This window comes from Acidovorax sp. JMULE5 (genome assembly GCF_013376875.1).
Lineage (GTDB): Bacteria > Pseudomonadota > Gammaproteobacteria > Burkholderiales > Burkholderiaceae_C > Acidovorax > Acidovorax facilis.
The window spans coordinates 4,593,247-4,617,755 of record NZ_CP035951.1 but is presented as its reverse complement, the minus strand read 5'-3'; the positions used below and the strand labels follow the sequence as shown (position 1 = coordinate 4,617,755).

Annotated in this window: 21 protein-coding genes; 7 read left to right on the top strand and 14 right to left on the bottom strand. The window is 63.3% G+C overall.

Going from position 1 to position 24,509, the window contains the following annotated elements; translation table 11 throughout:
* Positions 1–28: 28 nt before the first annotated feature.
* The 12 genes from murF to EXV95_RS20980 all read right to left on the bottom strand — a co-directional run bounded on the left by murF (position 29) and on the right by EXV95_RS20980 (position 14,064).
* Positions 29–1,492 (bottom strand): UDP-N-acetylmuramoyl-tripeptide--D-alanyl-D-alanine ligase, encoded by a 1,464-nt coding sequence (gene murF, locus EXV95_RS21035; RefSeq protein ID WP_176888335.1) that lies wholly within the window; start codon positions 1,490–1,492, stop codon positions 29–31.
* Entirely contained in the window at positions 1,489–2,994 is a 1,506-nt protein-coding gene (locus EXV95_RS21030; protein ID WP_176888334.1) for a UDP-N-acetylmuramoyl-L-alanyl-D-glutamate--2,6-diaminopimelate ligase, read from the bottom strand. Before EXV95_RS21030 ends, murF begins: the two co-directional genes overlap by 4 nt.
* A complete protein-coding gene (locus tag EXV95_RS21025) occupies positions 2,991–4,736 on the bottom strand; it encodes a penicillin-binding protein 2 (protein ID WP_176888333.1) in 1,746 nt (581 codons plus the stop codon). Before EXV95_RS21025 ends, EXV95_RS21030 begins: the two co-directional genes overlap by 4 nt.
* Positions 4,733–5,056, bottom strand: coding sequence for a cell division protein FtsL (ftsL, locus tag EXV95_RS21020; protein ID WP_176888332.1), 324 nt, complete (start codon positions 5,054–5,056; stop codon positions 4,733–4,735). The genes EXV95_RS21025 and ftsL overlap by 4 nt, the downstream gene beginning before the upstream one ends.
* Before the next feature lies 1 nt (position 5,057).
* The gene (gene rsmH / locus EXV95_RS21015; RefSeq protein WP_055399576.1) at positions 5,058–5,984 is read right to left on the bottom strand and encodes a 16S rRNA (cytosine(1402)-N(4))-methyltransferase RsmH; all 927 of its coding nucleotides are present in this window, start codon (positions 5,982–5,984) and stop codon (positions 5,058–5,060) included.
* A gap of 8 nt (positions 5,985–5,992) precedes the next feature.
* Positions 5,993–6,421, bottom strand: a complete 429-nt coding sequence (mraZ, locus tag EXV95_RS21010; RefSeq protein ID WP_008903734.1) for a division/cell wall cluster transcriptional repressor MraZ — start codon at positions 6,419–6,421, stop codon at positions 5,993–5,995.
* Between the two features lie 253 nt (positions 6,422–6,674).
* Positions 6,675–8,000, bottom strand: a complete 1,326-nt coding sequence (gene hslU, locus EXV95_RS21005) for an ATP-dependent protease ATPase subunit HslU (RefSeq protein ID WP_176888331.1) — start codon at positions 7,998–8,000, stop codon at positions 6,675–6,677.
* A gap of 107 nt (positions 8,001–8,107) precedes the next feature.
* Positions 8,108–8,674: an ATP-dependent protease subunit HslV gene (gene hslV / locus EXV95_RS21000; protein WP_176888330.1), complete on the bottom strand. Its 567-nt coding sequence runs from the start codon at positions 8,672–8,674 to the stop codon at positions 8,108–8,110.
* 181 nt (positions 8,675–8,855) lie between these two features.
* On the bottom strand, positions 8,856–10,619 hold the full coding sequence (locus EXV95_RS20995) for an STAS domain-containing protein (RefSeq protein ID WP_176888329.1): 1,764 nt from the start codon (positions 10,617–10,619) through the stop codon (positions 8,856–8,858).
* A gap of 42 nt (positions 10,620–10,661) precedes the next feature.
* Positions 10,662–11,459, bottom strand: coding sequence for an RNA polymerase-binding protein DksA (gene dksA, locus EXV95_RS25190; RefSeq protein WP_082437502.1), 798 nt, complete (start codon positions 11,457–11,459; stop codon positions 10,662–10,664).
* 181 nt (positions 11,460–11,640) lie between these two features.
* Positions 11,641–12,702, bottom strand: a complete 1,062-nt coding sequence (locus EXV95_RS20985; protein WP_176888328.1) for a GTP-binding protein — start codon at positions 12,700–12,702, stop codon at positions 11,641–11,643.
* A gap of 126 nt (positions 12,703–12,828) precedes the next feature.
* Positions 12,829–14,064 (bottom strand): class I SAM-dependent rRNA methyltransferase, encoded by a 1,236-nt coding sequence (locus EXV95_RS20980; protein WP_176888327.1) that lies wholly within the window; start codon positions 14,062–14,064, stop codon positions 12,829–12,831.
* A 213-nt stretch (positions 14,065–14,277) separates the two neighbouring features.
* On the opposite strand from EXV95_RS20980, the gene EXV95_RS20975 reads away from it, so the two are divergent.
* Positions 14,278–14,793 carry a chemotaxis protein CheW gene (locus EXV95_RS20975; RefSeq protein WP_176888326.1) on the top strand — a complete coding sequence of 172 codons (516 nt, stop codon included), beginning with the start codon at positions 14,278–14,280 and terminating at the stop codon, positions 14,791–14,793.
* A gap of 46 nt (positions 14,794–14,839) precedes the next feature.
* On the top strand, positions 14,840–16,618 hold the full coding sequence (locus EXV95_RS20970; RefSeq protein ID WP_176888325.1) for a methyl-accepting chemotaxis protein: 1,779 nt from the start codon (positions 14,840–14,842) through the stop codon (positions 16,616–16,618).
* 130 nt (positions 16,619–16,748) lie between these two features.
* Here the strand turns inward: EXV95_RS20970 and EXV95_RS20965 are convergent, their stop codons facing one another.
* Together EXV95_RS20965 and EXV95_RS20960 are read right to left on the bottom strand one after the other, a co-directional pair.
* Positions 16,749–17,486: a response regulator gene (locus tag EXV95_RS20965; protein ID WP_176888324.1), complete on the bottom strand. Its 738-nt coding sequence runs from the start codon at positions 17,484–17,486 to the stop codon at positions 16,749–16,751.
* Between the two features lie 8 nt (positions 17,487–17,494).
* Positions 17,495–18,208 carry a response regulator gene (locus tag EXV95_RS20960; RefSeq protein ID WP_176888323.1) on the bottom strand — a complete coding sequence of 238 codons (714 nt, stop codon included), beginning with the start codon at positions 18,206–18,208 and terminating at the stop codon, positions 17,495–17,497.
* Between the two features lie 76 nt (positions 18,209–18,284).
* On the opposite strand from EXV95_RS20960, the gene EXV95_RS20955 reads away from it, so the two are divergent.
* The 5 genes from EXV95_RS20955 to EXV95_RS20935 are packed head-to-tail and all read left to right on the top strand — an operon-like array spanning position 18,285 to position 24,507.
* Positions 18,285–18,671: a response regulator transcription factor gene (locus tag EXV95_RS20955; protein WP_176888322.1), complete on the top strand. Its 387-nt coding sequence runs from the start codon at positions 18,285–18,287 to the stop codon at positions 18,669–18,671.
* Positions 18,668–19,435 carry an HD-GYP domain-containing protein gene (locus EXV95_RS20950; protein ID WP_176888321.1) on the top strand — a complete coding sequence of 256 codons (768 nt, stop codon included), beginning with the start codon at positions 18,668–18,670 and terminating at the stop codon, positions 19,433–19,435. Before EXV95_RS20955 ends, EXV95_RS20950 begins: the two co-directional genes overlap by 4 nt.
* Positions 19,432–20,235, top strand: coding sequence for an ABC transporter substrate-binding protein (locus EXV95_RS20945; protein WP_176888320.1), 804 nt, complete (start codon positions 19,432–19,434; stop codon positions 20,233–20,235). Before EXV95_RS20950 ends, EXV95_RS20945 begins: the two co-directional genes overlap by 4 nt.
* Before the next feature lie 10 nt (positions 20,236–20,245).
* Positions 20,246–22,741, top strand: coding sequence for a PAS domain S-box protein (locus EXV95_RS20940; RefSeq protein ID WP_176888319.1), 2,496 nt, complete (start codon positions 20,246–20,248; stop codon positions 22,739–22,741).
* Positions 22,738–24,507, top strand: coding sequence for an ATP-binding protein (locus tag EXV95_RS20935; RefSeq protein WP_255484827.1), 1,770 nt, complete (start codon positions 22,738–22,740; stop codon positions 24,505–24,507). The genes EXV95_RS20940 and EXV95_RS20935 overlap by 4 nt, the downstream gene beginning before the upstream one ends.
* Positions 24,508–24,509: the final 2 nt, after the last annotated feature.

Sequence of the window (24,509 nt, the reverse complement as noted above, 5' to 3'; positions counted from 1 at the left end):
CTTGGGTGCCGCCACCACACGGGTGACTTCAGAGTGTTGCGCCATGGTGTCCCTCCAGTGCCCGGTTCTGCTTTTGTTGTTGTTCTTGCGGCTGCGCTGCGGCGGCTGCAGTGGCGGCAATCGCCTCCACCACCTGTTCCATCTTCATGAATCTCGATCCCTTGACCAGCACACTGCCCACGGTGGACAGGGCATCGCGCACTGCCACCAGCAGCGCACTCATATCGTTGAAATGCCGGGCACCTCCATAGGCCGTGGCGGCGTGCACCGACTGCGCGCCCAGCGCGAACAGCAGGGGGATGCCTGCCGCACGCGCATGGGCACCGGCCTCGGCGTGGAACTGCGGGCCCTGGTCGCCCACCTCGCCCATGTCGCCAAGCACCAGCAGTTGCGGGCCGGGCAACTCGGCCAGCACGTCGATGGCGGCACGCATGGAGTCGGGGTTGGCGTTGTAGGTGTCGTCCACCACGGTGATGTCGCGGCCCGCGCAGTGCACGCTGAAAGCGCGCGAGCGGCCCTTGACTGGCACAAAGTGGTTCAGCCCTTGGGCGATGGCGGCCAGGGGCGCCCCCGCCGCCAGCGTGCAGGCAGCGGCTGCCAGTGCATTGGTCACATTGTGGCGCCCCGCAATGTGCAGGTGGGTGGCCACTTCGCCTTGTGGCGTGGCCAGTGTGACGGCCCAAGCGCCCTGGCCCCACGTAGCTTGCGCGCAGGCCACATCGCCACCGTCGCCAAAAGTGACAACGCGGCGCCCTGCCGCCAGCGAGCGCCAGAGGCCCGTGTAGGCATCCCCCACAGGAAACACGGCCACCCCGTCGGCAGGCAGGCTGGCGAACACCGAGCCGTTCTCGCGGGCCACGGCTTCCACCGTGTGCATGAACTCCAGGTGCTCACGCTGCGCGTTGTTGACCAGCGCCACCGTGGGCTGCGCCATGGCGGCCAGCGTGGCGATCTCGCCCGGGTGGTTCATGCCCATTTCGATCACGGCGGCGGCGTGGCTGGCCCGCAGGCGCAGAAGCATCAGCGGCACGCCGATGTCGTTGTTGAAATTGCCCTGCGTGGCAAAGGCAGCCTCACCCTTCCAGGCGCGCAGGATGGACGCAATCATCTGCGTCACCGTGGTTTTGCCGTTGCTGCCCGTCACGCCGACCAACGGAAGGCTGAACTGCGCCCGCCACGCTGCAGCCAGCGCGCCCAGCGCCGCCAGGCTGTCCGGCACCTCGATGCCCGGCAGGCCTGCGGCGACAAGGCCGCCGTGGGCGATGGCAGCAGCGGCGCCACCAGCGCGGGCGTCGGGCAAGAACGCATTGGCGTCAAACCGCTCGCCCTTGAGCGCCACAAACAGGTCGCCCGCCTGCAGCGTGCGCGTGTCGGTGTGCACGCGTGCGAGCGGCGTGGCGCCATCGCCCACCAGGCGGGCGGAGGGAATGCGCGGCTGAAGCAGCGCAAACGCCTGCGCCAGGGTCATCATCACCCCAGGGGTGGCGGTCATGGACGGGCTCCTCGGGCCTGCAGCGCGGTCTGCGCATGGGCCATGTCAGAGAACGGCTGGCGCACACCGGCCGTCTCCTGGGTGTCTTCGTGGCCCTTGCCGGCGATCAGCACCACATCGGCGGGCGCTGCCTCGGCAATGGCCAGCGCAATGGCAGCGGCGCGGTCGGGCTCGGCGCGCACGGTGTTGCCAGCGATGGTGCCTTGCAGAATCTGGTGCAGGATGGCCGCAGGGTCTTCGCTGCGCGGGTTGTCGCTGGTCACCACCACCCGGTCGGCATGGTGCTGGGCGACGGCGCCCATCAACGGGCGCTTGCCTGCGTCGCGGTCGCCGCCACAGCCAAACACGCACCAGAGCTGGCCGCCGCGCTCCTGCGCGATCGGGCGCAGGGCCTGCAACGCCTTGTCCAGCGCATCGGGCGTGTGGGCGTAGTCCACGGCCACCAGGGGCTGGCCAGGGTGGTGGATCTGCTCCATGCGGCCCGGCACCGGCGAAAGCTGGGCGCAGGCATACAGCGCGTGCTGCAGCGGCACGCCCAGCGCGCGCAGCCCGGCCAGCACACCCAGCAGGTTGGAGACGTTGTACTGCCCGATCACGCGGGTCTGCAGCACATGCGTGTGCACACCTTCGGCCACGGTGAAGCGCAGCCCACCTTCGCCCATGCTGATGTCGCGCGCCGCCAGACGGGCGGGGCCGGTGATGGACACACTCCACAGGTCCAGCAGCCGGTCTGCCAACGTGGCATGCAGCTCGGCGCCGCGTGCATCGTCGATGTTGACCACCGCAGCCTGCAGGCCCGGCCAGTCAAAGAGCACGCTCTTGGCCTGCCAGTAGGCCGCCATGCCGGGGTGGTAGTCCAGATGGTCCTGCGTGAAGTTGGTGAACAAGGCAACACGGATGCGCGTGCCTGCCATGCGGTGCTCGGCCAGGCCGATGGAAGAGGCCTCAATGGCGCAGGCCGTGCGGCCCGCATCGGCGAACTGCTGGAACGCGCGCTGCAAGCGCACCGGGTCGGGGGTGGTCATGCCCGTGCTGGTGAGTGCAGGCGGCGTTCCCATGCCCAAAGTGCCTACCAGCGCGCATCCACCTTGCGCAATAAGCTCATTTTTTGATAGCACATTGAGGGCTTCGGCCAGCCACCAGCTGGTGCTGGTCTTGCCGTTGGTGCCCGTCACGGCCAGCACGTCCAGGCGCTGCGTGGGCTGGTCGAACCAGTCGGCCGCAATCAGGCCGGTGGCGGCCTTCAGGCCATGGAGTGCCGCCACGGGCAAACCTTGCAGCGCAAAGGCCTCGACACCCTCGTGCTCCACCAGGCAAGCCACAGCACCCCGAGCAAACGCATCGCCGACGTGGGCGCGGCCGTCGGTGGCAGCGCCTGGCCAGGCGATGAAACCATCGCCGGGACGGATCTGGCGGCTGTCGGTCTGCAGGGTGCCGGTCACCCGCTCGCGCAGCCAGGCCACGGCATCGTGCACCGATTGGAGCAAAGGCACCGTCGTCATAGCGATTCCTCCACCGCGTTGGCCACGATCTGTGGCTTGACCGCCATGTCGGGCTGCACGCCCATCATGCGCAGCGTCTGCTGCACGACTTCACTGAACACCGGTGCAGCCACGGCACCGCCGTAGAACACGCCATTGCTGGGCTCGTCAATCATCACGGCCACGATGATGCGGGGCTTGTCGATGGGCGCCATGCCGGTGAACCACGCGCGGTACTTGCCCGAAGCGTAGTTCTTGCCCACCTGCTTGCGCGCCGTGCCCGACTTGCCGCCCACCGAGTAGCCCACGGTCTGGGCCTTCTGGCCGGTGCCACCAGGGCCTGCAGCCATCTGCAGCATCTTGCGCACCTGGTCGGCCGTGCGCTCGGAAAATACCGGCACGCCCACGGCGGGCTCGGCCGTCTTGAGCATGGTGGCGGGAATCACCCGGCCACCGTTGGCAAACACCGTGTACGAGCGCGCCATCTGGAACAGGCTGGCCGACAGGCCGTAGCCATACGACATGGTGGCCTGCTCCACCGGGCGCCAGGTCTTGTACGGGCGCAGACGACCCGTCACCACACCGGGGAAATGCAGTTGCGGCTTCTGGCCAAAACCAGCGGCTGAGAAGGTCTCCCACATTTCGCGTGCAGGCATCTGCATGGCCAGCTTGGTGGTGCCCACGTTGCTGGACTTCTGGATCACGCCTTCCACCGTCAGCACGCCGTAGTTGTGCGTGTCGGAGATGGTGGAGCCGGTAATGTTGATGCGCCCCGGTGTGGTGTCCACGATGGTTTCGGGACGCACGCGGCCCGTCTCCAGTGCCAGGCCGATGGTGAAGGGCTTCATGGTCGAACCGGGCTCGAACACGTCGGTCAGTGCGCGGTTGCGCAGCTGTTCGCCCGTGAGGTTCTGGCGCCTGTCGGGCACGTAGCTCGGGTAGTTGGCCAGCGCCAGCAGCTCGCCTGTGTGCGCATCGAGCACCACCACACTGCCCGCCTTGGCCTTGTGCGCGGCCACCTGGTCGCGCAGCTTCTGGTAGGCAAAAAACTGCACCTTGCTGTCGATGGACAGCTGCATGTCCTTGCCATCGACCGGCGGCACGGTTTCGCCCACGCTTTCGACCACGCGTCCCAGGCGGTCCTTGATCACGCGGCGCGAGCCCGGCTTGCCCGCGAGCTCCTTGTCGAACGCCAGTTCCATGCCTTCCTGGCCATGGTCTTCCACGTTGGTGAAGCCCACCACGTGCGCAGCGGCTTCACCCTCGGGGTACTGGCGTTTGTATTCCTTGCGCTGGTAGATGCCCTTGATGTCGAGCGCAGCAATCTGCTGGCCCACATCCCAGTCGAGCTGGCGCTTGATCCAGACAAAGGTCTTGTCTTCATCCGCCAGCTTTTTCTGCAGCTCGGCCTGCGGCATGTCGAGCAGTTTGGCCAGCTGCTTGAGCTTGGCGCGCACCTCGGGCCTGTCCTGGTCCACGTCTTCGGGGATGGCCCAGATGCTGGCCGCCGGCACGCTGGAGGCGAGGATCAATCCGTTGCGGTCCACAATCTTGCCGCGGTTGGCGGGCAGCTCCAGCGTGCGCGCAAAACGCACTTCGCCCTGGCGCTGAAAGAAGGCGTTGCCAAACACCTGCACATAGGCAGCGCGCCCCGCCAGCCCCAGAAAACCCAGCGCAATCATCGCCACGATGAACTTGCTGCGCCAGACCGGCGTCTTGCTGGCCAGCAGCGGGCTGGAGGTGTAGAGCACGCTGCGGCTCATGGCTGCACCCCTGCCGGCTGCGATGCGGCCGCTGCAGCAGCCGCCGCCGCAACACCCTGTGGGTCAGACACATACTGCGTGATGGCCGGCGTGGCCGTGCGCATGTTCAGCTGGGCACGCGCGATCTTCTCCACCCGCAGCGGCGTGGCCTGGGCGCGCTTTTCCACCTGCAGGCGCTGGTGCTCGGTTTCCAGACGACGGGCCTCGGCCACAGCGCGGTCCAGCTCGGTGAACAGGCGGCGCGATTCATACTGGGTGTGCACCAGATAGATCGCGCTGGCCAGCACCGCCAGCAACAGGACCACGTTGAGCCTGGTCATGTCAGACGACCGCCGTGCGCTCGGCCACGCGCATGATGGCGCTGCGCGAGCGGGGGTTGGCGGCCACTTCGGCAGCACTGGGCTTGATGCGGTCCAGCGCGATGAGCTTCATGGCCTGCGGCGCGGCAAACGGTGCGCGACGGTCGTACACCTCCTTGGAGTGTTTGGCGATGAACTGTTTGACGATGCGGTCTTCCAGCGAATGAAAGCTGATGACTACCAGCCGCCCGCCCGGCTGCAGCACCGAGAGGCTGGCCTCTAGCGCCTGTTGCAGCTCTTCAAGCTCGGCGTTGATGAAAATCCGAAGAGCTTGAAATGTGCGCGTTGCAGGGTTCTGGCCCGCTTCGCGGGTTTTGACCGCGCCAGCCACGAGATCGGCAAGTTCTGCGGTAGTTGAAAGAGGACCCCGTTCTTCGCGCCGAGCAACAATCGCCTTTGCAATGGGGCCAGCAAACCGTTCTTCACCGTAGTCACGTATCACCTCCGCAATCTGACCGACTTCGGCCGTGGCCAACCAATCAGCCACGCTTTCGCCGCGCGTGGTATCCATGCGCATGTCCAGCGGGCCGTCAAAACGGAAACTGAAGCCCCGCTCGGGGCTGTCGATCTGGGGCGAGCTCACGCCCAGGTCCATCAGCACGCCCGCAGCACTGGCGGGCGGCAGATCGGCCAGATGGCGGAAACCCTCGTGCCGAATGGAAAAACGCGCATCGGTGATGCGCGTTGCTTCGGCGATGGCTTCGGGATCCTTGTCGAAGGCCACAAGGCGCCCCTGCGGCCCCAGCCGAAGGAGGATGAGGCGAGAGTGCCCACCGCGCCCAAAGGTCGCATCGACCCAGGTGCCCGCAGGCTCAGGGCTTGCGCCGCCCAGGAGAGAATCCACGGCCTCATTGAGCAGGACGGTGGTGTGTTGCAGGGGGGATGTCACAGCGCGCCTTAGAAGGAAAAGTCCTTGAAGACATCCGGCATCTCGCCCTGCATGGCCTTGGCCTCCTGCTCGTCGTAGGTAGCCTTGTCCCAAAGTTCGAAATGGTTGCCCATGCCCAGCAGCATGGTGTCTTTGGAGATACCGGCTGCTTCACGCAGCTCGGGCGAAACCAGCACGCGGCCCGTGGCGTCCATGTCCACATCCATGGCGTTGCCCAGAAAAATGCGCTTCCACCACTGGGCGGACATGGGCAGCTGGGCAATGCGCTCGCGGAACTTCTCCCACTCGGGGCGGGGGAACACCATCAGGCAGCCGTGCGGGTGTTTGGTGATGGTGAGCTGACCGGATGCCGTGGCCGCCAGGACGTCACGATGCCGGGTCGGCACAGACAGCCGACCCTTCGCATCGAGACTCAGCGACGAGGCACCTTGAAACACGGACAGATTTCCAATTCGGTTTTGCGCCTCGGGGGTCCGTGCAATGGACCTTGAGGGCACTTTTCACCACTTAATTGCACTTTTTTGCACTGTAGCAGGAAAAGCACACCGAACAAGAGGGTGCCCAACAAACTTTTGTAATGAAATCAACGACTTAGACGCGACTTTGCAGAGATTAAAAAGCCAAAAGTCGTTGAAAAATAAGCACTTAGAGAGGCCTATGAAAGTGACCTCTCAAGGCTTGACCGAGTGGTCACAGGATGTAGCGTGAAAGGTCCTCGTCCCGGCTCAGTGTCTGCAGGCGGGCGTCCACATAGGCAGCGTCAATGGTGATGGTCTGACCCGATAGGCGGGTCGCATCAAAACTCACCTCGTCCAGCAAGCGCTCCATCACCGTGGACAGGCGGCGTGCCCCGATGTTCTCCGTGCGCTCGTTCACCTCAAAGGCGATGTGCGCCAGGCGCGTGATGCCCTCGGGCGCAAATTCGAGCGTGACGCCTTCGGTGGCCAGCAGGGCCTGGTACTGCTTGACCAGGGACGCATGGGTCTGCGTGAGGATGGCCTCAAAGTCCTTGACCGACAGCGACTCCAGCTCGACCCGGATGGGGAAGCGCCCCTGCAGCTCCGGGATCAGATCGCTGGGTTTGGACAGGTGGAACGCCCCGGATGCGATGAACAGGATGTGGTCCGTCTTGATCATGCCGTACTTGGTGGACACCGTGGTGCCCTCCACCAGCGGCAGCAGGTCGCGCTGTACGCCCTGGCGCGACACGTCGGCACCACTGGTTTCCTGGCGCGCAGCCACCTTGTCGATCTCGTCGATGAAGACGATGCCGTTCTGCTCGGCATTGGCAACAGCGCGGGTCTTGATCTCTTCCTCGTTGACGAGCTTGCCCGCCTCTTCGTCGGTGATGAGCTTGAGGGCCTCGGCAATCTTGAGCTTGCGGGTCTTGCGCTTGTCCTGCCCCATCTGGCTGAACATGCCACGCAATTGCTCGGCCATTTCTTCCATTCCCTGGGGGCCCATGATTTCGAGCTGGGGGCGGCCTTCGGCCACGTCGATCTCGATCTCCTTGTCGGCCAGCGCGCCTTCGCGCAGCTTCTTGCGAAAGACCTGGCGGGCCGTGTTGTCAGCCGCGGGCTCGGTGCCTGCGGCTGCGCGGGCAGGGGGAATCAGCACGTCCAGGATGCGCTCCTCGGCAGCATCTTCGGCGCGGGTGCGCACCTTCTTCATCTCGGACTCGCGGGTTTGCTTGACAGCCATCTCGGCCAGGTCGCGGATGATGGAATCCACGTCCTTGCCGACATAGCCGACCTCAGTGAACTTGGTGGCTTCGACCTTGATGAAGGGCGCATCGGCCAGCTTGGCCAGGCGGCGCGCAATCTCGGTCTTGCCCACGCCGGTCGGGCCGATCATGAGGATGTTCTTGGGTGTGATCTCCTGGCGCAGGCTGCCTTCGACCTGCTGGCGGCGCCAGCGGTTGCGCAGCGCAATGGCCACGGCACGCTTGGCACTGGCCTGGCCCACGATATGGTGGTCCAGCTCGGAGACGATTTCCTGGGGGGTCATGGACGACATGGCGAAAATTCCAGTCAAATTTGGCTCTAGCGCTTATCTATCAAGCGCTAGCAGCTATCAAAAACGTATCAAATGCGGTAAAGACCGCCCTGCAAAAAACACCCGGCCTACAAGGTCTCTATGGTGTGGTTCATGTTGGTGTAGATGCACAACTCGCCGGCAATCTCCAGCGACTTCTTGACGATTTCCTGCGCAGAGAGGTCGGTGTGGTTGAGCAAAGCCTTGGCGGCCGAGTGCGCGTAGGCCCCGCCCGATCCAATGGCCACGATGCCCTGCTCGGGCTCCAGCACGTCGCCATTGCCGGTGATGATGAGCGAGGCCTCCAGATCGGCCACGGCGAGCATGGCTTCGAGGCGGCGCAGCACGCGGTCGGTGCGCCAGTCCTTGGTGAGTTCAATGGCTGCCCGTACCAGGTGGCCCTGGTGTTTTTCGAGCTTGGCTTCAAAGCGCTCAAACAGGGTGAAGGCATCGGCCGTGGCGCCCGCAAAACCAGCCAGCACCTTGCCGTGGTGCAGCTTGCGCACCTTGCGCGCCGTGCCCTTGACCACGATGTTGCCCAGGGTGACCTGGCCATCCCCGCCAATGGCCACTTGAACGCCCTGGGGCGTCTGGCGGCGTACGCTCAGGATGGTGGTGCCGTGGAACACCGGGTGGTTGTCGTTTGATGAGTCCATAGCTGCGAAAGTTGAGGGCACGGGCAGCGCTTTCAAGGCGAAACCGAACACTACCTGCCACGAGCAGCCAGCGAATCCGTGGCCCTGCAGCCCACCAAAAAACTATGCAACGATCACGGCCCGCACCCAGCCGACGCGCAAGGGTTGCTCCGCCGCACTGGTGGTGCGCCCCATGGAGGCTTCAGTTCTTTCGGGGTACCACCCAAGCGTGCTCGTTGATACCGATCACGTTGAAGAAAATCGCCACCAGCCGCTGCAGGTTCTGGAACTGGATCACATGGCCGTGGCCCTGCTGCTCGGCCGCCCAGTTGAGCACCGAGCCCGCAGCCGCGAAGTCCACACGAATGAGCTTGTCGCAGGCAATGGTCAGCGGCACACCCGGGCGCAGGAAGGCCTGGAAAGGCTCCAGCAGTGGCGTGGCATCACCATCGATATAGCCGCTGAGCTGCGCCACAGGGCCCGCCTCCAGCGGAGCGGGGGCGGACAACTCACCCAGGTCGGAGGCCATGAAGTCGCTGTCGGCCGCCAGAGGCGCCGAGCCCGAAGACACACCCTCGTTGTCCGAATACCCGCAGCGCGGCGACGCCCACGACGGCGGTGAGACTTCGTAGGTGACGCAGTAATCCAGCGCCACCAGCTCGAACTCATCTGGCTTGCCCATGAGCCGCAGCGCCGCCATGCGCAGGCTCCACCACTCAGGGCTGGTAGAGCGGTCACCGGACTGGGTTTTGGCATCCAGCAGGGCGTTGAGCTTTTCTACCCCGGAGAACACCAGTTGCACATCACGCTCGGCCCACTGGGTGAACTGGTCCGCCAGCAAAGGCACGGCAGCGTCATCGATAGCGCCCAAGCGGGCCCAGGACAGGGTCCAGGGCGAGGCGGCGCGTGCCAGCGAGGCCTGGAGTGCGGCCACCGAAGACACAGCCAGCGTGGGCGGCGCGTTCCAGCTGAAATCGCGGCGCACCGCGCCTGCCGGTGCGGCTGCAGCCGTTCCAGGCGCAGCCGCTGCGGCGGGCGGTGCCATGCCCAATTGCTCGGGCATGGAGAACCACAGCGGAGCGGAGCGGCTGTACTGGGCGGCGAAGTCGATGGCCAGCGTGTCAAACCGGTCATGCTGGCCCGTTGCACGGTACAGGTCGAACAGTGTCATCCAGATTTCGAGCTGGTCGTCGGGCGCATCCTGCTGGTGCTGGGCCAGCACATCGAGCAGGCCGGACTCAGCCCCGGCGTGGTCGCCATTGGCAAACCGGATGGCAGCTTCTTCTAAATCGGGTTCGTGCACGAATTCCTCCGGTTCGGATGCGGGCGCTGGCGTTACCGCAGTAGCTGCCGCAAGGCTGAAGGACGCTTCGCCAGGACCTGCACCCGCGAGCATTTGCGCATCGGTGCCGCCAAACCGGCCAATGGCCATGCTGTCATCGGCAAACAGCGGCTGGACACCGGCCTTGTTTTCGAGGGGCGCTGGCAGGCTGCCGGGTGCCGTGGGCGCATACGCCCTTGCGTGGGCGGAATCAGAGGCCGCAGCTGCGTCGGCAGCAACAGGCATGGCGCCAGGTTGCGTGGGAGCCTCTGCACCTTGCTTGCTCTTCCACCACTGTTGCGACATCTGCGCTTCGATCTCGTCGATCTTCTTGAGCGTGACGGCCCGCTCGTCGGGCGATGCCATGCTGCTCTGAAAGAACGAGGGGCGCCCTGCGGCGTCTTCCACACGCTGGCCCTGCAGCACCTCGCGCTGACGCAGCTTGCGCAGCTGATCGAACTCGCGGCGCCGCACGAAGTCGTTGCGGCGCTTGCGCTCGATCATCTCCTTGAGCATCTGCTTGCTGTACTGGCTCTCCCGGTCGTCCTGGATGGAGTCCAGCTCGGTCCAGTTCACCGTGGGGTTCTTCACGAACCGAACCACCTTCGACAGCAGGCCTCCGGGGGTGGTTTCTTCCTTGCTCATGGCTCAGGGTGCGCTTGGGGTTGATCAGGCCAGGCGGCCCGGTCAATCACCAAACATCTTCTGCTTGAGTTCGCGGCGTTGCTGCGCTTCGAGGGACAACGTGGCAGTAGGGCGGGCAATCAGGCGGCCCACACCAATGGGTTCGCCAGTTTCGTCGCAGTAGCCATAGTCACCTGCGTCGATGCGGGCAATGGACTGCTCGATCTTCTTGAGCAGCTTGCGCTCGCGGTCGCGGGTGCGCAGCTCCAGGGCATGCTCCTCTTCGATCGTGGCGCGGTCGGCCGGATCGGGCACCACCACGGTGTCTTCACGAAGGTGTTCGGTGGTTTCACCAGCGCTGTTGTGGATCTCCTGCTTGAGCTGCACCAGCTTCAGGCGGAAGAAGGCCATCTGCTTGTCGTTCATGTACTCGTCGTCAGGCATGGCCATGACTTCAGCATCGGTCAACTCAGCGGCGGACTTGGTTTTCCAGTTGTTCGCCAGCTTGGGGTCTTTTTTGGCAGCCGTATACGTAGGCTGTGCTTGCGCGGTCGTGGGCATGGTATGTAGATAACTGGCTTTGGCAGCGGTCGAAGCCACTGTCTGTGCCATGGATGGTACGGTCAATTGGGCCAATCGTGAAGAAGGCCGGGTTGTGCGCACGGGTACCTGCGAGCCTGCTTGCAGCACGGGTGCCGGAGCAGGCGCCGCCACGGCGGGGGGTGCGGCCACCTTGGGCGCCGCAGCAGCCTTGGCAGTGGCCTTCGCAGCAACTTTGGGTGCCGCTGGGGCGGCGGCGCTTTTCGCCGCGGCAGGGGTTGCCTTGGTGGCCCCCTTGGATTTGCTGGTGTCGGCTTTCACTTCCTGGTCTCCTCGCAGTACGGGCGGGCCCTAGCTGCATTCGCAGCCAAGGGCGGGTGGCAAGCCTTCCGGGGTTTTACCGGGGCGCGATTGTATCGACCTGGGCTGACGCAAACGAAAACGTTGCAGATACAACACAAACACGCCGTTCTCCCCTGGGCGGCACAGGCCCCGGTGAGGGTCAGACCAGGCTTTGTTCCAGCCCCTGCAGGAAGATGTCCTTGGGCAGGTCAATGCCAATAAAGACCATCTTGCTCGTGCGCGTCTCACCCTCGGCCCATTGAGGGCCCAGATCGCTTCCCATGAGCTGGTGCACCCCCTGGAAGATCACCTTGCGTTCAGTGCCCTTCATATTAAGCACACCTTTGTAGCGCAGCATGCGCGGGCCGTAAATATTCACGATGGCCCCCAGGAAGTCCTCCAGCTTGGCAGGGTCGAATGGCCGGTCGGAGCGGTAAACGAAGCTCTTCACATCGTCGTCATGGTGATGGTGGTGACCATGGCCATGTTCATGCTGGTGCGAGGGGTGGCTGCAGTGCTCGCCATGTTCGTGGTCATGATCATGGTGGTCGTGCCCGCCCCCTTCTTCCTTGAGGAAGTCTGGGTCGATATCCAGCTTGGCATTGAGGTTGAAGCCGCGCAGGTCCAACACCTCCTTGAGCGGTACCTCGCCAAAGTGCACGGCCTTGATGGGCGCGCGCGGGTTCATGTGCTTGAGGCGATGGATCAGCGCCTCGGTCTCGTCCTTGGACACCAGGTCGGTCTTGGACAGGAAGATCTGGTCCGCAAAACCCACCTGGCGGCGCGCCTCCTGGCGGTCATTGAGCTGCTGGGGTGCGTGCTTGGCGTCCACCAGGGTGATGATGGAGTCGATGAGGTAGGTCTCGGCAATTTCTTCGTCCATGAAGAAGGTCTGCGCCACCGGCCCCGGGTCAGCCACGCCGGTGGTCTCGATCACGATGCGGTCGAACTCCAGCAGGTTCTTGCGCTTCTTGGCGGCCAGCAGCTGCAGCGTCTCGCGCAGGTCTTCACGGATGGTGCAGCAGATGCAGCCGTTGCTCATCTGCACGATCTGCTCCTTGGACTCGGTCACCAGGATGTCGTTGTCAATGTTTTCTTCACCGAATTCGTTCTCGATCACGGCGATCTTCTGGCCATGGGCTTCGGAGAGCAGGCGCTTGAGCAGCGTGGTTTTGCCCGAGCCCAGGAAGCCGGTGAGGATAGTGACGGGGATCAGTGCCATAAATCTGTCTTTCAAGGGAATCAAATACATGCGCTGCAGCCCGATGCTGCGGGCTGCAGGGCCCCGCACAGGGGGCGTTTTTTCAGTGTACCGAGGCTGTCAAGCCCCTGCCGGACGCCGCCGGGCTCACCCTTTGCGCATCACGACCAAGCCCTTGAGGTATTCCCCTTCCGGGAATTCCAGCGTCATCGGATGGTCGGGCGCGCCGCCCAGGCGCTCCAGGATGTAGCCATCCACGCCCGCATCCGCGCCCGCCGACGCCACGATCTTGTGGAACAGGTCGGCACTGATGCCGCCCGAACACGAGAAGGTGAACAGCACCCCGCCCGGGGTCAGCAGTTGCAGCGCCAGCCGGTTGATGTCCTTGTAGGCGCGGGCCGCGCGTTCGGCGTGCGCTGCGGTCGGCGCAAACTTGGGCGGGTCGAGGATGATGGCGTCAAAACGCTGGCCTTCTTTGAGGAACTGGCGCAGTGAAGCGTTCACGTCGGCGTCCATAAAGCTCGCGCGGTTCGGATCGAACCCGTTAAGCGCCACGTGCGCACGGGCACGCTCCAAGGCGGGACCGGACGAGTCGATGGACGTCACATGCCCATCGGCCGCGGTGCCTGCCGCACGCATGCCCGCCAGCGCCGCCACGCTGAAGCCGCCGGTATAGCAAAAGCAGTTGAGCACATGCTTGAAGCCCAGGCGCTGGGTGTAGTCGGCAAACCGCTTGCGGCTGTCGCGCTGGTCCAGGTAGAAGCCGGTCTTGTGGCCCTCGGCGATATTGAGCGTCAGGCTCCACTGGTGTTCACGGATGGTGAGTTCGAGCGGCGGCCCTTCGCTATCGCCCGCCGTGCCCGTGGGCCCGCCGCGCAGCCAGCCCGTGGCCGGCTCCAGGCCTTCCAGCGCACGCACGCTGGCGTCTGAGCGTTCATACAGCTTGGTCAGGCCCGTCTCGCGCAGCAGCGCGTCGGCGATCACATCCTTCCAGCGCTCGGTGCCCGCGCTGGTGAACTGGGCCACCAGCGTATCGCCATAGCGGTCCACGATGAGCCCCGGCAGACCGTCGGATTCGCCGTGCACCAGGCGCACTCCATCGCTTTGCACGTCAAATCGGGCTCTGGCGATGATGGATCGGGCGCAAGCAGCTATAAAAAACGGAGCATCAATGCGCTGTGCTTCGTCAAAGCTCCACACCCGCGCGCGAATGCGCGAGCTGGGACTGAAGGCAGCCCAAGCAAGGAACTGGCCTTCGTGCGACTCCACACGCACGGTCTCGCCGCTGTCGCCGCCGCCCTTGGCGATGGCCGATTCAAAGATCCAGGGGTGGCGGCGCAGGAGCGAGCGCTCTTTGCCAGGGCGAAGGCGAAGGGTTTTCATGCCCCGGATTGTGCGGGCTCACCGCTGCCGTCCAACCATCATCCCTTGAAAAACAGCATGCGCGGACCCCGCAGCAAGCCCGCCCGTTTGCACAGAAGAACGCACCACAGCGCTGGTGAGATTGGCATATTTATCATTTTTTAAATCATTTATTTGACAAATATGATTCAAACCTCCAAAATTCGCACAACTATCATTTTCATCAAAACAAACATGTCAGCGAATCTTCACACCCCATCCAGCCTGGGTTCTATCCCTGATGCAGCCCCAACGGTCTTGACCGATCTTCGCGAGTTCCTGGCATTCAAGATCGGCAACGAGGAGTACGGCGTAGACATCCTGCGGGTGCAGGAGATCCGTTCGTACGAAAAGCCCACCACCATCGCCAATGCCGCCGCCGACCTCAAGGGCGTGGTCAACCTGCGCGGCGTGATCGTGCCCATCATCGACCTGCGCCTGAAACTGGGCTTGCCAGAGGCTCGCTATGACCATCTGACCGTGGTGATCGTGCTCAACATTGGTCAGCGCGTCGTGGGCGTTGTGGTGGATGGCGTGTCTGATGTGCTCACGCTGGAGCGGGAGCAATTGCGCCCTGTCCCCGCACTCGACATGGACGTGGATCAGGACCACCTGCTGGCCATAGGGTCTGTCGATGACCGGATGCTCATCCTGCTCGACATCGAAAAACTCCTGGCTCCCGCGCTGCCCCCATCCCTCACCGTGCAATGACGCGTTGTTGCGCTGCCACGAAAAACACCCACCCGATGGAATCCCCATGAACTTCTTTAAAACATTCGGCATCGCCAAGCGCCTGCACCTCCTGTCCTTGGCACTCATCAGTAGCCTCACCCTGGTTGCGCTTCTCGCCTGGTTCAACCTCTCCGAGGTCACCGCTCAAACCCGAAAAGTTGCAACAGAATCGGTACCCCACCAGTTGCGCCTGGCGACCATGGAACTCAATGTGACACGCTCGTCCCTCCAGCTGCGCCATGCGCTGCTGGTCAGGACACCTGGCGACGTCAAGGCCACCTTGGCGGACATTGGCGAGAAGAAGAAACTGATCGACGCCGACCAGTTGGCACTGGAAAAAACGGCGGTCTCCAGCGCAGAAAAGGCGGAATACTCCGCGCTTGTTCAAGCCCTTGGTACGTTCTGGCAGGTCGCTGCGCAAAACATCCAGTTGATCGAGCAGGGCAACAAGGAAGAGGGCTTTGACTTTCTGGTCGCCAAGACGATTCCTGCCCGCAACGTGGTGCTTGAAATGCTGAGCAAACAAAAACAGCGTCAAAACACGTCGCTGACCGAGAGCATTGGAGACATCGAGGCCGGTGCAAAGCAGACGCTGTACAGCCTGGTCGGAGCGGTCGCCGCGATTGCAGCTGGCTTGATGGCTTTTTCCTGGTACATCGGCAGAGTCCTGCAGCGCCGGGTGACTGAGGCGCAAGTGATTGCCGCCCGCGTGCGTGATGGCGACCTGACCGGAGAAGTCATTGACAGCGCCAACGATGAGTTCAGCCCGCTACTGCAAGCGCTCTCTGACATGCAGACGTCACTGACACAGGTTGTCTCGCAGGTGCGCCAAGGCTCCGAGAGCGTGGCCACGGCCAGTGCCGAGATATCTGCGGGCAACAGCGATCTCTCTGCACGCACCGAAAACCAGGCCAGTGCGCTGGAAGAAACCGCAGCATCGATGGAAGAGCTTAACTCGACGGTTCGCCAGAACGCCGAGAACGCCCGCCAAGCTAATCAGCTCGCGCAGAACGCGTCGAACGTGGCAAGCCAAGGCGGCGAGGTTGTCGCAGACGTGGTCCGCACGATGAAAGACATCAACGACAGCTCCCGCAAGATCTCGGACATCATCGGTGTCATTGACGGCATCGCCTTCCAGACGAACATACTGGCCCTGAACGCCGCCGTGGAGGCCGCCCGTGCGGGTGAACAAGGCCGGGGCTTTGCGGTGGTTGCGAGCGAGGTTCGCAACCTGGCAAGCCGATCTGCAGACGCCGCGCGCGAAATCAAAGTGCTGATCGGCGCTAGTGTGGAGCGGGTAGAAGCCGGCTCCGCCCTCGTGGACCGGGCAGGCCAGACCATGAGCGATGTGGTCTCGGCGATTGGCCGCGTCACCGATATCATGGCCGAGATCAGCGCAGCAAGTTCCGAGCAGAGCCAGGGCGTGGACCAGGTGAATGAAGCTGTCACCCAGATGGACCAGGCCACCCAGCAGAACGCGGCATTGGTGGAGGAAATGGCAGCAGCGGCCAGCAGCCTCAATACCCAGGCAGCGGAGCTTGTCAAAGTGGTTTCCGCCTTCAACATCGCGACCTTGGAAGAACGCCCTGCGCTTGCACCTCCATCAAGAATGCACAGCAACTCTCCGGCATACACCTCACGGCCGTCCATGGCCCGGAGCACTCAAAACCAGCGATCAGCAACCTCGACTACCAAGACAGCGGTCCGCAGCGTGGCGACAGCGAAACCTGGCGCGGCTCATCTACCTTCGGCAAGCCCTGTAACTACCGCTCCACATGCAGAGAAAGACTGGGAAAACTTCTAGGCCAGGCGCTAGGAATCAGCGGTTGACGCCCTATTGGAATCACCACCTTCGGGTGGTTTTTCCATTGTTTGGGAGCTATGAACAGTCCTAGACAAAGGCAATACACTGCCGTTTGCGAGACACAGCAAATTCAGTTTTTGCCTTGAATAGAAACCATAAGCAGCACATGCTGCCTCAACTGCTGCCACCCCAGCTGCATTGGCTCCAAGTCGCCCGCAGCAGCCCACTCTTCATTGCTTCGCGCGCACTGGGCTGCCTGCGCCTCACCCAGCATCGTCAACACTGACTTGAGGTTGTGCGCCACGCGCCGCAGCGCCTGTGCATCTTGCGCCGCCACGGCCAGATCGCCTTCAATCACATCTTGAGGAAATCGGGCCAGGCACGCCTGTCGATACGCTTCGTAAAGCGCTCGGTTGCCGCCGAAAAACTCGGCCACGGGATCGGCGCTCACCAGGGGAGCAACAGCCAGAGCGGCTGGCTCCTCCCCGCTGGGGCTGGCCAGAGTCTCAGAGACACAAGCCATCAGGGCGCCTACCGAGGCTGGCTTGTGCAAAACGCGCCAGACGTTGAGCGACTCCAATCTGCGCTGCGTGGCTGGGTCAATCCCACCACTGAAAACCACGGTGCGGCAGGCCGCTCCCTGTAGCGAAAGACTTGCCTGCATCCAACCCAGTAGATCAAGGCCGGAGCCATCGGGCAGGGTCAGGTCCGTGAGGACCAGGGGTGCCACTTCGGTGGTCAGCGCCTGCTTCGCCTCGGCGAGCGTGGCGCATTGCACCAGACTCACGCCGAGGGGATCGAGCGCCATCTGGACAAACCGGCGCACTAACGGATCGTCCTCTACCAACAGCACGCGCGGCTGCGTCACGACGGCGCTCAGGCCTTCTCGGCCACAGGACGTAGGAACCCCGCCAGCAACGCAGGCAGCTCCTGCACCAAGCGGGGCTTGTGCACCACAGGCAGCCCGGCCAGCGCAAAGGCGTAGGGACTGCGCTGCTCTTCGTCGAGCGAGGTCACAACGATCAGACGGCTGCGCTGGAACTGGGGATGCGAGCGCAGACGCGCAATCAGCGTTGCGCCATCAATGCCAGGAAGAAGGATGTCCACAATCAGCACATCCGGCTGCAGTTCGCCCGCCATCGCCAAGCCAACGATGCCATCGTCTGCCACATGCAGATCCACTTGCGGGAAATCGTGCGCCATCAACAGCTTCACCAGGGTCTGGAAATGTGCGGAATCCTCGATCAGCAACACCCGCTGGCCGTGTGTACCCGGTGGTTCGCGAGAAGCGCTGACCTGCTCGGCGCGCCTGGGTGCAGCTTTGACCACCCCATCGTCTGGCGCTACCACCGCACCAGACACGGCAACTTCGGCAACCGGTACAACGGGCTGGCCCTGACCCTGCCGCTGAGCCAGCCAGCGCTCGACCGATGCCTTCGCGATGCGCCGATGACCTCCTGGTGTTTTCCAGGCCTCCAGCTCACCCCGGTCCACCATCAGCTGAACAGAACGAACCGCCATACCCAGCACCCGCGCCACATCACGGGTACTGCAATCCACCGGCAGCGAAGAGAGAAGACTGAGTTCCATAGTGGCGAATTTTATCACTTCGAGAAATCATTTTTGTGATAAAATTGATAAAACTAGTTACAGCAAGTGCCCAACCATGAACAAACGCATTCTGATCATCGAAGACCATGCGGATATCCGCCGACTGATCCGCATGACCCTGGAGTTCGAAGACCACGACATCCATGAAGCCGTCAACGCCGACGAGGGCATGGAGGCCGTGCGAACGCTGCGCCCCCAGTTACTGTTGCTGGACATCATGATGCCCGGAAGCATGGACGGACTCGATCTGTGCCGCCTTGTCAAAAGCGACCCATCGCTGGGCAAACCCTGGGTGGTGTTACTGACGGCTCGCGGGCAAAGCCAGGATATCGAGGCGGGGATGATGGCCGGGGCCGATGCCTATCTGCTCAAGCCCTTCAGCCCCCTCAAACTGATCGAAACGATCAACCACCTGGGCACAACCCCCGGCGAGGCGCCATGAACGTGGTGGCAACTGCACGCGAGAACACCCAGTTCAGCCCGGCGGCGGCCGACCAGATGGAGAAGATCGTCTTCGACCTGGGGCGCGTGTACCAGGAACGCAACGAGGCGTTGCAGGAAGTGGCCCGCGCCCACCACGAGGCACTGTTTCTGCTGTCCATGGCGGCGGAATACAAAGACGGGGACACGGGCATCCACATCGTACGCATCGGATTCCTGGCCGAGGCCCTGGCACTTTTTCTGGGCGAGTCCAAGGACTACGCCCTGATGCTGCGCAAGGCGGCTCCCATGCACGACATCGGCAAAATCGGCATTCCTGACGAAGTGCTGAAGAAACCCGGCGCCTTCACGCCCCAAGAGCGCGCAATCATGAACCAGCACTCCGCCATCGGTGCAGATATCCTGGGCAAATCGCGCATCGCGCTGTTCCAGATGGCGGCCGAAATTGCGCTCGCACACCATGAACGCTGGGATGGCAAGGGTTATCCGAACCAATTGGCAGGCCCAGCCATCCCCCTGTCGGGGCGCATTGTGACCATCGTGGACTTCTATGACGCCCTGACCATGGACCGCGTCTACCGCCCGGCCTTCAGCCACGAAAAAGCGCTGGAGATGCTCCTGGCAGAACGGGGCAAAGCCTTCGACCCAGATATCGTGGACTGCTTCCTGCGCAACAGCGCCGCCATTTCGGCCTTGCGTGAGCAAGTTACGGTCGGACGCATGACCTTCGCAGACCTGATCAACCGCAAGCAGGAGGCACCATGATCTTCCGTACAAACCGAGTGCAGGCTGCGGTGCTCATCCTCCTGGCTACCGCTCTGGCCTCCTTGGGTGCCATAGCAGGTGAGGTTCAGGACCGCGTTCAGGCCCGGGGTGAAGTCAGGGTCTGTATCTGGCCCGCGTACCAGCGCATCTCGTTTCGGGACCCGCGCTCCGACCAGCTCAGCGGCCTGGACATCGATCTGGCTACGGCACTGGCGTCTGATCTGCGCGTCAAGCTGCGATTCGTGGACTCGTCCTTTGTCACCTTGGTGCAAGACCTGCAGGCGAACACCTGTGATGTAGCAATGTTCGGCATCGCCATGCTGCCGCAGCGCATGGAGCAACTCCAGTTCTCCACGCCCTATTTGCAAAGCGATATCTATGCCGTAACCACACGCACCAGCCGAATCGTGCGGCAGTGGAGTGACATCGACCAACCCGGCGTGCAGGTAGGCGTGCAGGCTGGAACGTTCATGGAGCCCGTCATGCGGCAACGCCTCAAGCATGCAGGTCTCGTCTCCATCCACCTGCCACAGACGCGCGAACGCGAGCTCATTGCGGGCCGCGTGGACGTCTTCATGACCGATTACCCCTACGGTCGCGCACTGATCGAAAGCACCGAATGGGCCGCACTGGTGGCGCCCCCCAAGCCGTTCTATGCGCTCCCCTACGCCCATGCCAGCAAACCGGGCGACGCCGAATGGCGAGCCGTGCTGAACGCTTTTGTCGCCCGGATCCGGCAGGACGGCCGCCTGGAAACGGCGGCACGGCGCCACGGGCTCGAAAGCATCCTCCTGAACTGATGCCCCTGCCATGAAACGATCTATTCCCCTTGCCAAGCTCAGCTTGCTGGAAGTTGCCAGCTGCAGGGCGCTCTTCGGGGGCACACTTCTCATGCTGGCCGTAATCGTCGGCACCGCATCGCTGATGTGGCTGGAGTTCCGCCGCACAGAAGCTCAGGACCGCAAGCAGCTCGAATTACTGGCCAGCGTCATGGAGTCGCACGCCAGCCAGGTTTTCGACAACACCAAGCTCGCCCTCGACAGCCTTGCGAAAAACCTGACCACCGAGAACCACACTCCCGCGCAGTTGGAAGCGCAGCAGTCCTACCGCTTGCAAGGCCTGCCCTTTCTGCGCAGCATCGCCATCGTCAGCTCCGAAGGGCAGGTGCTGGCCTCCACGACCGCCTCGGACCGCGGTGGCCGGGTGGATCTGCAGCGCCTGCCTCCTTCACCAGTGACCGAGGAGCGGGTGGTCATTGGAGCCTGGGTGCGTGGCCGCACACTCACCCAAGATGTGCGCAATGCAACCGTACCAGCGGGCCTTGGCTACATTCCCATGGTGCGCCTGGTTCGCCTGCCATCGAACGCTGTGGTGACGTTGGTGGCACAGATCAATCCCGATGCCCTGGCCACCTACCAGCGGCAGTTGATGGAGGCAGGCCACCCTGGCACACAGGTCATGCTGGCGTTGGACAACGGGACCTTGCTCACCCAGGTGGGCAACGACACCTTGAATCTTGGAAGCAGCCTGGGCACCCACCCTTTGTTCCAGGGTTTGCTGCCAGCGCACAAAGGAACTTACGGCCCGCTGCAAACCTTTCAGGCGCGCAGCCTGGGCGCCTGGCGCAGTTCCAATAGCCAGCCTCTGGTGGCTTTTGTAGAGCAACCCTACGAGGCCACGATCCAGCAGTGGCTGGCCGCAATGCGAGGACCGCTGCTGTTCATGGGGGTGGCCTTGGCGCTGATAGGACTTCTCACCCATGCGTCCTGGCGCAATGCCCGCGCAAAGGAAGTTGCGCAACGTGAACGCGATGAGGCCCAGCAAGAAACCGCACGGCGCGAACAAGAGCTGTCGGTCCTGTTCCGAAGTGTTCAGGAGCTGATCTTCCGCACCGATGCCCAAGGGACCATCCGGTTCGTCAATCCACGCTGGCATGCCATTACCAATCAGCCCGCTGAAATGGCCCGAGGCCAGCGTCTGCGGGACGTCGTCCACCCCGAGTGCCGCGATGGCGTGGATGCTCTGTTCGACGCCATCCAGCCCCCGGGCGTGCGCATGGCGCAGGTCCGCCTCACGGGACCCGCTGGAGAAACGCGCGCGCTGGACATCTCGGTGGTTCCGCTGCGTGACCGGTCGGGCCAGTTGCGCGGCTTTGCGGGCAGCGCGGTGGATGTGACAGCCCTGCTGGCCGCCCAGCAAAGCCTGCAAGAGCAGCTGGCCCTCACAAGCCAGGTGCTCGAATGCAACCCATTGCCCATCTGCATGACCGACACCGAGGGACGTCTTCTCTCGGTCAATCAGGCCTGGGAAAGTTTCATGGGGCTGTCGCGCAAAAGCGTCCTGGGGATGCGCAACATCGACTTTCTGCCCAAGCAGGAGGCGCAGACGTACTGCGCACACCAAGAACAACTGTTGCGCGAGGGCGGTCGTGTCCGCTACGAAGAGCGCATGCGCCGATCCGATGGCAGCTTCCGGGACGTGCAGGTCACCAAGGTGCTCGTCACCACCAACGGCAAGCAGCCCATCGGAATCCTGACCGCCAAGATGGACATCACGGAATTCCGGGCCGCACGCGATCTGGCCGAAGAGGCGTCGCGCTCCAAGTCGGAATTTGTGGCCAACATCAGCCACGAGCTGCGCACGCCCCTGCAATCCATCCTGGGTTTCTCCGAACTCGGGCTGGCGCGGGGTCGCCATCAATCCAAGCTGGCATCCATGTTCAGCGACATCCACGACGCTGGCCAGCGCATGCTGGTGCTGGTCAATGACCTGCTCGACATTGCAAAGATCGAGAGCACGGTCGGAGCCTTCCAATTCGAACGCGCCGACGTGCGCGATCTCATCGAGGAAGTGGCAGCAGAGATGGAGTTGCTGCTGGACCGCAAACGCCTGGGCCTGGGCTTGCACCTGGGCCGCATGCCTTTGATCGCCAAAGTGGATCCATCGCGCTTTCAGCAAGTGGTGCGCAATGTACTGAGCAACGCCATCAAGTTCTCGCCCGAAGACAGCCTCATCGACATCACCGCCGGAGTCTCGAACGACCACAGCATCCACATCAAGGTGCGCGACCAAGGCCCAGGCATTCCTCCCGCAGAGCTGGAGACCGTGTTCCAGGCCTTCGTGCAGTCGAGCAAGACGCGCGATGGCTCCGGCGGAACGGGCCTGGGCCTGGCCATATGCCGCAAGATTGTCGAAGCGCATGGGGGGCGCATCCATGCCACCAACGGGCCCGACGGGGGTACTATCTTCCATATCACGCTGCTCACCGCAGGCTACACGGACACGATGCCAGCCCCGCTCACATGAACAGGAAGCCCAGCAAGCCCCACTCCTCCGCCTGGCGCAGCAGCCCGGCGCTGATGTACTTTGTGGTGGCCTGCGTTTTCAGCGCTGTGGTGCTGCTGGGTGCCTGGGCCACCATGGCCGCCATGCTGCGCTGGCAGTGGAAGGACACCCTGGACGCCGAGATGCGCCAGAACACCAACACCGCCCTGGCACTGAAGGAGCACACGCTGCGCATCCTGGACACGGTGGACCAGGCCATGTGGCGTTTGCAGCATACCGCCGAAGACGGACCACTCAACGGCGAGGACCTGGCCACCATCGCCAATGAAACCGGCATGGTGCCGCACATCCTGACGCAATTGTCCTTCGTGGGCCCCGATGGCCGCTTTCAGGGCAGCAACCTCGACCCCGACGGCTCGCGCAGCAACCATGTCAGCCTGATGGACCGCGACCATATCCGGGTGCATCTGCAGCCGGCCGAAGCGGCCCCACCCAGCGCTGGCATGCTGCACAACGGCCTTTTCATCAGCAAGTCCCTGCTGGGCAAGGTGTCGGGGGTATCCACCATCCAGCTGTCGCGCAAGGTCACCGCTGCGGATGGACGCGTCTTGGGGGTGGTGGTGGCATCACTCAATCCACGCCATTTCGCCGACGTGTACCGGGGCGTGCAACTGGGCAGCGACGGCGGTGTGGGACTTGCGGGGCTTGACGGAGTGATCCGTGTGCGCGTGTTGGGAGGTGTCAGCACAGAGGTTGGGATGCAGTTGCCCGCGCCCCTCCTGCATGCACTTCGCGGCCAGGACAGCGGGGCCATGTTGTCGCCATCGTCCGACGCCAGACTGCGCATTATTGGTTTCAGCCGTGTCGGAGGTTACCCGCTTGCCGTACTCAGCGGCACCTCAGAAGAACACTCTTTCGCCCGCTGGCGCACCACACGCAACACGATCCTGTGGTTGACGGCACTGTTGAGCCTAGCGGTTGTGGCCTTTGTCGCCGTATTTCTGGGAAGCATTCGCAGGCTGGCGGTCAGCCACGCGGCACTGACCCGCAGCGAGGCCGAAGCCCAGCGCGCCAACCAGGCCAAAAGCGAATTCCTGGCCGCCATGTCGCACGAGCTGCGTACTCCGCTGACGAGCATCCGCGGCTTTGCTGAACTCATGGAGCTGCGCAGCAACGATCCACAGACCCGGGAACAATCGAGCCTCATTCGCCAGGGCGCTGAGCACCTGAACGCTCTGCTGACGGAAATCCTCGACCTGGCGCGGATTGAAGCGGGTGCCATGCCAGCGCACCCCGAGCCCGTGGAACTGCCCGGTCTGCTGCACGATGTGATTGAGCTTTTCCGCGTCAGTGCAGTGGCCAAATCGCTGGCACTCACGGCGACCACGGCCGCCAATGTCCCGAACGCCCTGGTAACCGACCGCCTCAAGCTCAAGCAAATCCTGAACAATCTCTTGTCCAATGCCATCAAATTCACCCCGTCGGGCACCGTGTGCCTGGCCGTGGATACCAGCGCAGATGGTCACCATGTGCAGTTCCATGTCACAGACACGGGCCCCGGTATCCCGGAAAACCTGCACGAGGTCATTTTCGAAAAGTTCAGCCAGGGCCACGCCCGCGTCAGCTACCAGCACGGGGGCACCGGACTGGGGCTGTCGCTGTCTCGTGCGCTTGCCCAACTGCTGGGCGGCACGTTAACCGTCAAGTCCCGGTTGGGCGAGGGCTCCACATTTACGCTGTCGCTGCCGCTGCAAATTCCGCCGAAAGCCGCCCCGCCCTTCGCATAAAC

What these genes read in the sequence shown, in the direction of transcription:
- EXV95_RS20935 (WP_255484827.1), top strand. Translation starts at nt 22,738, where the DNA reads ATGAACAGGAAGCCCAGCAAGCCCCACTCCTCCGCCTGGCGCAGCAGC.
- EXV95_RS20945 (WP_176888320.1), top strand. Translation starts at nt 19,432, where the DNA reads ATGATCTTCCGTACAAACCGAGTGCAGGCTGCGGTGCTCATCCTCCTG.
- EXV95_RS20960 (WP_176888323.1), bottom strand. Translation starts at nt 18,208, where the DNA reads ATGGAACTCAGTCTTCTCTCTTCGCTGCCGGTGGATTGCAGTACCCGT.
- hslU (WP_176888331.1), bottom strand. Translation starts at nt 8,000, where the DNA reads ATGTCGTCCATGACCCCCCAGGAAATCGTCTCCGAGCTGGACCACCAT.
- ftsL (WP_176888332.1), bottom strand. Translation starts at nt 5,056, where the DNA reads ATGACCAGGCTCAACGTGGTCCTGTTGCTGGCGGTGCTGGCCAGCGCG.
- hslV (WP_176888330.1), bottom strand. Translation starts at nt 8,674, where the DNA reads ATGGACTCATCAAACGACAACCACCCGGTGTTCCACGGCACCACCATC.
- EXV95_RS20985 (WP_176888328.1), bottom strand. Translation starts at nt 12,702, where the DNA reads ATGGCACTGATCCCCGTCACTATCCTCACCGGCTTCCTGGGCTCGGGC.
- EXV95_RS21030 (WP_176888334.1), bottom strand. Translation starts at nt 2,994, where the DNA reads ATGACGACGGTGCCTTTGCTCCAATCGGTGCACGATGCCGTGGCCTGG.
- EXV95_RS20955 (WP_176888322.1), top strand. Translation starts at nt 18,285, where the DNA reads ATGAACAAACGCATTCTGATCATCGAAGACCATGCGGATATCCGCCGA.
- EXV95_RS21025 (WP_176888333.1), bottom strand. Translation starts at nt 4,736, where the DNA reads ATGAGCCGCAGCGTGCTCTACACCTCCAGCCCGCTGCTGGCCAGCAAG.
- EXV95_RS20975 (WP_176888326.1), top strand. Translation starts at nt 14,278, where the DNA reads ATGTCAGCGAATCTTCACACCCCATCCAGCCTGGGTTCTATCCCTGAT.
- murF (WP_176888335.1), bottom strand. Translation starts at nt 1,492, where the DNA reads ATGACCGCCACCCCTGGGGTGATGATGACCCTGGCGCAGGCGTTTGCG.
- EXV95_RS20995 (WP_176888329.1), bottom strand. Translation starts at nt 10,619, where the DNA reads ATGAGCAAGGAAGAAACCACCCCCGGAGGCCTGCTGTCGAAGGTGGTT.
- EXV95_RS20970 (WP_176888325.1), top strand. Translation starts at nt 14,840, where the DNA reads ATGAACTTCTTTAAAACATTCGGCATCGCCAAGCGCCTGCACCTCCTG.
- EXV95_RS20940 (WP_176888319.1), top strand. Translation starts at nt 20,246, where the DNA reads ATGAAACGATCTATTCCCCTTGCCAAGCTCAGCTTGCTGGAAGTTGCC.
- EXV95_RS20980 (WP_176888327.1), bottom strand. Translation starts at nt 14,064, where the DNA reads ATGAAAACCCTTCGCCTTCGCCCTGGCAAAGAGCGCTCGCTCCTGCGC.
- EXV95_RS20950 (WP_176888321.1), top strand. Translation starts at nt 18,668, where the DNA reads ATGAACGTGGTGGCAACTGCACGCGAGAACACCCAGTTCAGCCCGGCG.